The 8,616-nt window shown below is 58.9% G+C and carries 7 protein-coding genes; 6 read left to right on the top strand and 1 reads right to left on the bottom strand.

Annotated features, from left to right (window positions below; all coding sequences use genetic code 11):
• The first annotated feature begins 82 nt into the window (after nucleotides 1-82).
• The 6 genes from rpmF (at nucleotide 83) to ffh (ending at nucleotide 8,256) form a co-directional block, all read left to right on the top strand.
• Complete coding sequence (rpmF, locus tag ACWI8T_RS06775; protein ID WP_114615080.1) at nucleotides 83-262, top strand: 50S ribosomal protein L32; 180 nt, start codon at nucleotides 83-85, stop codon at nucleotides 260-262.
• A 169-nt stretch (nucleotides 263-431) separates the two neighbouring features.
• Nucleotides 432-1,427: a phosphate acyltransferase PlsX gene (gene plsX, locus ACWI8T_RS06780; protein WP_449138392.1), complete on the top strand. Its 996-nt coding sequence runs from the start codon at nucleotides 432-434 to the stop codon at nucleotides 1,425-1,427.
• Nucleotides 1,424-2,248: a ribonuclease III gene (gene rnc, locus ACWI8T_RS06785; RefSeq protein ID WP_114615082.1), complete on the top strand. Its 825-nt coding sequence runs from the start codon at nucleotides 1,424-1,426 to the stop codon at nucleotides 2,246-2,248. Before plsX ends, rnc begins: the two co-directional genes overlap by 4 nt.
• A 6-nt stretch (nucleotides 2,249-2,254) precedes the next feature.
• Nucleotides 2,255-5,788: a chromosome segregation protein SMC gene (smc, locus tag ACWI8T_RS06790; protein WP_449138393.1), complete on the top strand. Its 3,534-nt coding sequence runs from the start codon at nucleotides 2,255-2,257 to the stop codon at nucleotides 5,786-5,788.
• A gap of 89 nt (nucleotides 5,789-5,877) precedes the next feature.
• On the top strand, nucleotides 5,878-6,804 hold the full coding sequence (ftsY, locus tag ACWI8T_RS06795) for a signal recognition particle-docking protein FtsY (protein WP_114615084.1): 927 nt from the start codon (nucleotides 5,878-5,880) through the stop codon (nucleotides 6,802-6,804).
• A 12-nt stretch (nucleotides 6,805-6,816) separates the two neighbouring features.
• Nucleotides 6,817-8,256: a signal recognition particle protein gene (gene ffh, locus ACWI8T_RS06800; protein ID WP_449138394.1), complete on the top strand. Its 1,440-nt coding sequence runs from the start codon at nucleotides 6,817-6,819 to the stop codon at nucleotides 8,254-8,256.
• Between the two features lie 162 nt (nucleotides 8,257-8,418).
• On the opposite strand, the gene ACWI8T_RS06805 is transcribed toward ffh, so the two are convergent.
• Nucleotides 8,419-8,616, bottom strand: a 198-nt coding sequence (locus ACWI8T_RS06805; RefSeq protein WP_449138395.1) for a hypothetical protein, incomplete at its 5' end; no start/stop codon positions are given.

Here is an 8,616-nt window from a genome sequence, read left to right on the forward strand (position 1 = left end):
ATCATCTGCTTTCGTCTGAATTCAAGCATTTGAAGCGTTTCGGCTGAAGGTCGGCCGAGATCGATAAGGAGAAGTGACAACCATGGCAGTGCCTAAGCAAAAAACCGGTCGTGCTCGTACCCACTCTCGTCGCAGCGCCAATGACGTTTGCGCTATGCCCTCTCGCTCTGTGTGCCCGCAGTGCGGCGAGGTCAAGTTGCCCCACCGCGTGTGCGGCAACTGCGGCTACTACAAGGGTCGCGAGGTTGTCGAGACCGAGTAATCTCGCTCGATACCACATGCACGGTCAATATGCCGACTCAGTTTTGGGTCGGCATTCGTGTTTCTAGGACTTTTTCAATGCGAAGCGCAGCCTTTTATTGTAAGTCGTTTTCGAAACGGGGCTGTTGTATTTTCGCGTTTGTTACCACAATGACGAAAGGGGTTCATCGATGCCCTTAACCGAAAACGTTACCATCGCAGTCGATGCCATGGGCGGCGATAATGCGCCTTCCGTTGTGCTCGATGGTGTTGCCGCCGCTCTCGCCGAAGACGAGAACCTGCAGGTCGTGCTCGTTGGTCCCGCCGATGTCGTGGAGCCGTTCGCAAGCACGCACAACCGCTGCACCGCCGCAGTCGCGACCGAGGTCATTGGCATGGCCGAACATCCTGCCGAAGCGGTGCGCAAAAAGAAAGATTCCTCCATCGTGATCGGCTGCAAGTTGGTGAAAGAAGGGAAGGCGCAAGGCTTCTTTTCCGCTGGTTCTACAGGCGCATGCTTGGCGGGTGCCACGCTCGGCATTGGCCGCATCAAAGGCGTTTCTCGCCCCTGCTTGTGCAGCGTAATCCCATCTCCTGTGGCGCCGGTCGTTATGGCGGATATCGGAGCGAATGCCGATTGCAAGCCCGAATATCTTGCTCAATTCGCCCAGATGGCCTCCATTTATGCCGAGAAAATCGTTGGCATTAAAAGCTCGAAGTGCGCATTGCTCAACATTGGCGAAGAAGACACGAAGGGCTCCCAATTCGCGCAGGCCGCATTTGCGCAGCTTAAGGAAAAGGTGCCGAACTTCGTGGGCAACTGCGAGGGCCGCGATATTATCGCCGCGAATTACGACGTCATCGTTACCGACGGCTTCACGGGCAATGTCGTGCTCAAAACCATCGAAGGCACTTCGAAAACCCTGTTCAAATCGGTGAAGAAGGTCTTCCTTTCGAACCTCGCCACGAAGCTTGGCGCGCTTGCCATCAAGGGCAAGCTTTCCGAGCTCGCAAATAGCATCAACCCCGACAAATTCGGCGGTGCGCCGCTGCTCGGCGTCAAGGGAGCCTGCATTGTGGGCCATGGCTCAAGCAATGCCGATGCTATTAAGAACGGCATCCATGCATCCAGCAAGGTCGTGCGCGAAGATGTGTGCGGGCTTATTTCCCAGGCGGTGTCCCGATGACATTTACCGAAAACCATACCGAAGAGCAGAAACAGAAGGTTGAGCTCGCCCAGAAGATTTTGGGCTACGAGTTCAAAAACCCCGAAATTTTGCTTGCGGCAATCACGCATCCTTCCGCAACCGAGGGCAAGCCGGTCAAGTTCTCGTATGAGCGCCTTGAGTTCCTTGGCGATTCCATTTTGGGCGCCGTGGTGGCGAGCGAGGCGTTCCATACCTACCACGAAATCGATGAAGGCGGCCTTACGCGCATCAAGGTGGCGCTCGTTTCTGGCGCGAGCCTTTCTGACGTCGCTGAAAAGCTTGGTTTCGCCGATATCATCGTATTCGGCTCTTCCGAACGCGGCACGGGCCGTCGCGGCTTGCACTCGGCGCTTGAAAACGTGTACGAAGCCGTTGTCGCGGCTCTGTACCTCGATGCCGGCATCGAAGGCGCGCAGCTCTTCATCGAACGCACGCTTATTCCGCGCATGAGCATCGATATGGCGAAGGAGCCCGAGAACCCGAAGAGTGCCTTGCAGGAAAAGCTGCAGGAAGAGGGCATCACGCCAACATACAAGCTTATCGAGACTCAAGGCCCGCCGCACGATCGCACCTTCGTGTCGCAGGTATTCGCCGGCATGAAGGCGCTTGCTTCGGGCATGGGCCGCACGAAGAAGGAGGCCGAGAGCCAGGCGGCGAAAACCGCGCTTGACGAAATGAACTCCAAGCAAGCCGCGAAGGCGGAAGCCAAGGCGGCACGCGAGCAGGAAAAACGTGCGAAGCGCGAGAAGCGCGAGCAGGAAAAGCGTGCGAAGGCAGCTGCGAAGCATAGCCAGGAGTAGGCATACATGCATCTGAAATCCCTGATCCTGAAAGGGTTTAAGTCGTTCGCCGACCGTTCCGTGATTTCGCTCGAACCGGGCATCACGGCAATCGTCGGTCCGAACGGTTCGGGAAAATCGAATATCTCCGACTCCGTGCTGTGGGTGCTTGGCGAGCGCAATGCGAAGAATTTGCGTGGCCAGGCCATGGAAGACGTCATTTTTGCGGGCTCTTCGGCCCGCAAAAGCGTCGGCGTGGCCGAGGTCGAACTCGTGCTCGACAACTCCGACGGCACGCTGCCTGTCGATTTCAACGAGGTATCGCTTACTCGCCGCATGTACCGTTCCGGCGAAAGCGAATACCTCATCAACGGCGCACCAGCCCGCCGCATGGATTTCATGGACATCCTGCACGACACCGGCCTCGGCACGGGTGCGCATTCCATCATCAGCCAAGGCAAGCTCGATGCTATTCTCGCAAGCAAGCCCGAAGACCGCCGCACGCTTATCGAAGAAGCTGCGGGCGTTCTGAAGCATAAGCAGCGCAAAGAGCGCTCTGAGCGCAAGCTTGCGAGCATGGACGCGAGCCTCGCGCGCGTGAAAGACGTCACGGCCGAGGTCGAGCGCCAGCTGAAGCCTCTTGCCCGCAAGGCGCAACGAGCCAAGCAATACCAAGGCTTGGCCGACGAGCTCGCTCGCCTCGATTTGGTGCTTGCAGTCGATGACTTGCGCACGCTGCAGGGCACGTGGAACGCAACGCTGAAAAGCGAGAACGAAGCCGCCGCAGGCATCGATGTGCAGAAAATCAAAGCTCAGAAAGCCGAGGAAGAACTCGAAGCGCTGCAACTTGCGCTTCAGGAAAAAGGCCTGTATGTGGGCGACCTCACCGCGCAGCGCGGGCGCTTCCATATGGTGGTCGAGCGTTTTGAGTCGGCCGATATGTTGCTTTCCGAAAAGGCTCGTTCGATTCGGTCCCGTCGCGAGCAGGCCGAAAACACCGCGATGGGCAGCGCTCGCCGCATCTCGAATTACGAAGAGGAAGTAGCTGCGCTGCAAGAGCAGCTCGAGGAACGCACGGCTCGCCGCGATGCGCTGGCTACGCAGGTTGAAGAGCTGAAGGCGCAATTCGACGAAGCGAAGGCCGAACGCCAGTCGCGCGACGTTGAGCTGGCTGAAGTGCAGCGCTCCCTGCGTCAGCGCGAGCGCGAAATCGACGAGAAAACGGCGAAGCGCGCGCGTTTGCAAGATGCCCTTTCTGGGCGCGTGTCAACCAAACAGCTGCTCGAGTCGAAACGCGACGAGATCGATGCCGAGCTCGAGAGCGCAACGGTTGAGCTCGATGAGAAATGCAAGGGTCTTGATGAAGAAACCGCCGCGCTGGCCGAGCTGCTCGAGAAGAGCCGTGCAGCTACCGAAGACGTGACAGCCGCTGAGCGTGCTGTGGCCATGGCGACTTCCACGCTCGACGACAAGCGCAAAGCCGCCCAGCGCCTCGAAGGCAAAATCGCCGCTCTTGAGGAAATCAACCGCGGCATGCTCTCGAAAAACGATGCGTCGGCATGGGTTGCCGAGCATGGCGAGGAATTTGACGCGGCTATCGCGCCACTCGCCGCAGAGGTTCGCGCCCCTCAAGACCTTGAGGCTCTTGTCGAGCAGCTTCTTGGCGAAGACATCGCGAGCATGTATGTGCGCGAGGCTGCTTCTGCGCAAAGCATTGTGGACGCCCTTTCCCAAACAGGTGCAACCGGCACCGCATCGGTGCTCGTCGCTGGTAGCGCGCCCGAGTCCATTTCGTGCGACAAGCCGCGTCTGCTCGATTCGCTTGAATACCCCGAGCACGTGCGGGGGCTTCTGGAGTCGCTTTTGGGTGACGTGTTCTTGGTCGACTCGCTCGAAGAGGGCCTTGGGGCCCGAGCGGGAAGCGCTCGCGCTCGTTTCGCGACCAAAGATGGGATCGTCGTGTGGCCGGGCGCGAAAATCACGGTGTGCATGGGTACCGCCGGCGAAGAGGGCATGCTCGCCCGCGAGAGAGAACTCGACGATTTGCGGGCGCAGCTCGAGGCTTCCAATGAGGAGCAGGCAACGGCGCAAATAGAGCTCGAGCGCCTTCAGGGCGATTTGGAACGCAAGCGCGCCATGAGCTTGGACCTTTCTCGAACTCATGCACAGCGTGCGGGTGCTCAAGCAAGCGCGCAGGCCGAGCGTGAGCGTCTCGCGAAACGCGTGGGAACCCTTCAAGCGTCCCAGAAAAGCGTTGCGGAAGACTTGGCCCGCGTGAATGTCGAGCTCGCTAAAACCGAGCCTGAAGTCGTGGAACTTGGCCAAGCCATTGAAGCCTTGCGCGTTTCGCGCACCGATGCTGAAGAACGCATGAGCGACATTTCGGGCGCTCGCGCCATCGCATACGAACGCGAGCAGGCTCTTTCGAGTAAGCTTTCCGAAAGCAAGCTCGAATTCGCCACGGCGAAGGAACGCTCGCTTTCGCTCACGCGCGAGCATCGCGAACGCGTGCGCGATTTGGAGCGTGCCCAACACGCGAAAGAGCGAGCAGAGCGCGACCTCGTGGTGCTCGATGTCGCGAGCAAGCGCATCGAGCCGTTGCACGACGTGCTGCAAAACCTGAAAGAATCGGCCACCGCATGGGTGAACGATCTTGCGGGTAAGGCGGCGCTCGAGCAGAGCAATTCCGCCTCGCTCAATGCTTCCATCAACGAGGCGCGTGCTGCCTCGCGTGCCGCCCATGACAAACTTGAGGCGACGCAGGCGAAACTCAATGAGGTCCGCATTGAGAAGGGCAAACTCGAGGTTCAGGTAGAAGCCGCGATTTCGACCATCGTCGACGAATGCGGCACGCCGCTTGAAACTGCGCTCGAGATTCCCGCGCCGCAAGATCGTGCCGCGGCCGAGGGCGAGGCGTTCAAAATACGCCGCCGCCTGAATTCCATGGGCACCATCGATTCTTCGGCTGCCGAGGAATATGGGGCCATGAAGGAGCGCTACGACTTCATGGCCGCTCAGGTGGAAGACATGGAAGCCGCGCGTCGCTCGCTCAAACGCATCGTCGCCGCAATCGACGAGCGCATGCAGCAGCAGTTCGATGTAACGTTTGAGCAGGTGAACGAGAATTTCAAGACTATTTTCGCCCAGCTGTTCCCGGGTGGCTCCGCTTCGCTTTCGCTTGTCGGTGGGGAAGAGGGCCAAAGCTCGCTTGGCGTCGAGGTCGAGGCTCAACCGCGCGGCAAGAAAATCTCGAAGATGACGCTCATGTCGGGCGGCGAGAAGTCGCTCACGGCTATCGCGTTGCTGTTCGCGGTGTATCGCATTCGCCACGCCCCGTTTTACATTCTCGACGAGGTGGAAGCGGCGCTCGACGACAGCAACCTCAGGCGCCTTATCGCATATCTGGCCACGCTGCGCAACGAGACGCAGCTCATTATGATCACGCATCAGCGTCGCACCATGGAGATGTCCGACGTGCTTTATGGCGTGTCGATGCAAGCCGATGGCGTGACGAAGGTCTTCTCGCAGCGTCTGAAAGATGCGCTTCCGAACGCTGATTAAATAAAGCCCGCCAGCTTGCGCGTTGGCGGGCTTTTTGCTGTGGTAGGCTAACAAGGTTGACTTTTCCATTCGCATGAAAGGGCATTTTCATGGGATTCTTTGATCGAATCAGCGAGGGCCTTTCGCGCTCGCGCCAAAAATTCACCGAGCAAATGAACGTCCTGCTCGATCGCGGTCCTAATTTGGACGACGATTTTTGGGACGATTTGGAAGAAACGCTCATTCTGGCCGACATGGGCGGTTCGGCAGCGTCGCAGGTTGTCGAAAACCTTCGCGACGAAGCCACGCGCAAGGCGCTGCCCGATGCTTATGCTGTGCTCGATCGCCTGAATGATGAACTCGCAAGCACGTTTGCCACCACCGAGGCCGATCCGTTTGGCGGCGAGCCCGCATGCGTTCTGTTCGTCGGCATTAACGGCGCCGGCAAAACCACTACGGTCGGCAAGCTCGCCAAGGAAGGCGCCGACGCTGGTCGCAAGGTTATTTTGGGTTCCGCCGACACGTTCCGTGCTGCGGCTATCGAGCAGCTCGAAGAATGGTCTCGTCGCGCGAACGTTCCCATCGTGGAGCGCGAGCGCGGAAGCGACCCGGCAAGCGTGTGCTACGACACCATCGAACGCGCTGAGGCCGATGGCTGCGATTTGGTACTCATCGACACGGCAGGACGCCTGCATACGTCTGACGACCTTATGCGCGAGCTGCAAAAGGTCGTGAATGTGGTGCGCAAGCGCTCGAAAGCGCCCGTGTACACCGTGCTCGTGATTGACGCGACTACCGGCCAGAATGGCCTGTCTCAGGCGCGCGTGTTCGATAAAGCGCTCGATTTGGACGGCGTGATTGTAACCAAGCTCGATGGCACCGCGAAGGGCGGCATCGCGTTGGCCGTGAGCCACGAGCTTGGCCTGCCCATTTATAAAATCGGCGTGGGCGAGGGCCTGGGCGATTTGAAAGATTTCGACGCGCACGATTTCGCGCGAGCGCTCGTGGGCGAATTCGACGAACGCGAAGCGCGATAGCAAGGAGCTTGTATGTTTGAGAACCTCTCCGATCGTCTGCAAGGCATTTTCAGCGGCCTGAAATCGAAGGGCCGCCTTACCGAAGACGACATTAATGCGGCCATGCGCGAAATTCGCATGGCGTTGCTCGAGGCCGACGTGAACTTCAAGGTCGTTAAGAGCTTCATCGCCAATGCGAAGGAGCGCTGCCTGACCGCCGAGGTGCTCGATTCGCTCACGCCGGCGCAAAACGTTGTGAAAATCGTGCTCGACGAGCTCACGGCGCTGCTCGGCCAAACCGATTCGGGGCTCGTGCTCTCGAGCCGCATTCCCAACGTGATTATGCTCGTCGGCTTGCAGGGCTCGGGTAAAACTACCGCCGCCGCCAAGCTTGCGTATCTGCTGAAGGGCAAAGGCCACAGCCCCTTGCTCGTGGCCTGCGACGTGTATCGTCCGGCTGCGGCCGATCAGCTGCAAACACTCGGCGACGAGATGGGCGTGAAAGTCTATCGCGGCGACGGTCAAGATCCGGTGAAAATCGCGAGCGAGGGCGTTCGTTTCGCCATCGATAATTTGCGTGACGTGGTCATCGTCGACACGGCGGGTCGTTTGCATGTCGACGAAGAGATGATGGAAGAGGCCGCTAATATCAAGGCCGCTGTGAAGCCCGACCAAATTCTCATGGTCGTCGATGCCATGACTGGCCAAGACGCCGTGAACGTGGCTCAGGCCTTCGCCGAGAAGGTCGATTTCGACGGCGTGATCATGTCGAAGATGGACGGCGACGCCCGTGGCGGCGGCGCGCTGTCGCTCAAGCAGGTCACCGGCAAGCCGATTAAATTCATCAGCGCGGGCGAGAAGCCCGATTCGCTCGAGCCGTTCCATCCCGACCGCATGGCAAAGCGCATTTTGGGCATGGGCGACGTGGTTTCGCTTATTGAGCACGCCTCGAAAATTCAGGCCGAAGAGATTGAGGCCGAAACCGCCGAGCGCGTTCAAAAGGCCGACATTAACCTGAACGACTTCCTTGAAATCAAGAAGCAGGTTTCCAAGATGGGCGGCATCTCGAAGCTCATCAGCGCGCTGCCCGGTGGCGATAAGGCCATGGCGCAGGGTCAAGTCGATACGGGCGCGCTCGACCGCATGGAGACCATCATCTTCTCTATGACGAAGGCCGAGCGCGAAAAGCCCGAGCTGCTCAATGGCAGCCGCCGCCAGCGCATCGCGGCCGGCTCCGGCACTTCGGTTCAGGAAGTGAACCAGGTCATGAAGCAGTTCAACGAAACGCGCAAAATGATGAAGAAGATGATGCCTGCGGCCGCGAATGCGGGTCGTCCCACGAAGAAGGGTAAGAAAGGCAAGAAGGGCAAGAAGTCCCGTTTCGGCATGCCTGGTTTGCCGGGTATGGGTGGCATGAAGATGTCCGATATGAAGCAGCTGCAGGAAATGATGCAGAATATGGACATGAAGTAGTTGCGTCGTTCTGACGAACGACGCAACCGCTCGACGCTGCAAACGGCCCCGGCGGAGCATTTCGGGTTCAGCCTTCGGCTCGCGTACCGAAGTACGCGTCGCCTTGGCTTCACTCGAACTGCACTCGCCAGGGCCGTTTTCGCTGTCTTTGGGGCGAGCTTGTCATTCCCATGTCCGCGAGCGGTGCTTTTGGGCCGCTCGCCGTGCTTTTGGGCCGCTTTTTGTTGTCCTTTCATCGCTCTCACCTATAATTCGAGGCAGTAATGCACCTAAGAAAGGGGTTTGCACATGGCAATCAAGGTTGGCATCAACGGCTTTGGCCGTATCGGTCGTCTCGTCTATCGCGCGATGGCGAACGAT

This window comes from Slackia sp. (assembly GCF_977041755.1).

Bases quoted from the DNA above. Each gene is read 5' to 3' on its own strand.
- plsX (WP_449138392.1), top strand. From the start codon at position 432: ATGCCCTTAACCGAAAACGTTACCATCGCAGTCGATGCCATGGGCGGC.
- rnc (WP_114615082.1), top strand. From the start codon at position 1,424: ATGACATTTACCGAAAACCATACCGAAGAGCAGAAACAGAAGGTTGAG.
- rpmF (WP_114615080.1), top strand. From the start codon at position 83: ATGGCAGTGCCTAAGCAAAAAACCGGTCGTGCTCGTACCCACTCTCGT.
- smc (WP_449138393.1), top strand. From the start codon at position 2,255: ATGCATCTGAAATCCCTGATCCTGAAAGGGTTTAAGTCGTTCGCCGAC.
- ftsY (WP_114615084.1), top strand. From the start codon at position 5,878: ATGGGATTCTTTGATCGAATCAGCGAGGGCCTTTCGCGCTCGCGCCAA.
- ffh (WP_449138394.1), top strand. From the start codon at position 6,817: ATGTTTGAGAACCTCTCCGATCGTCTGCAAGGCATTTTCAGCGGCCTG.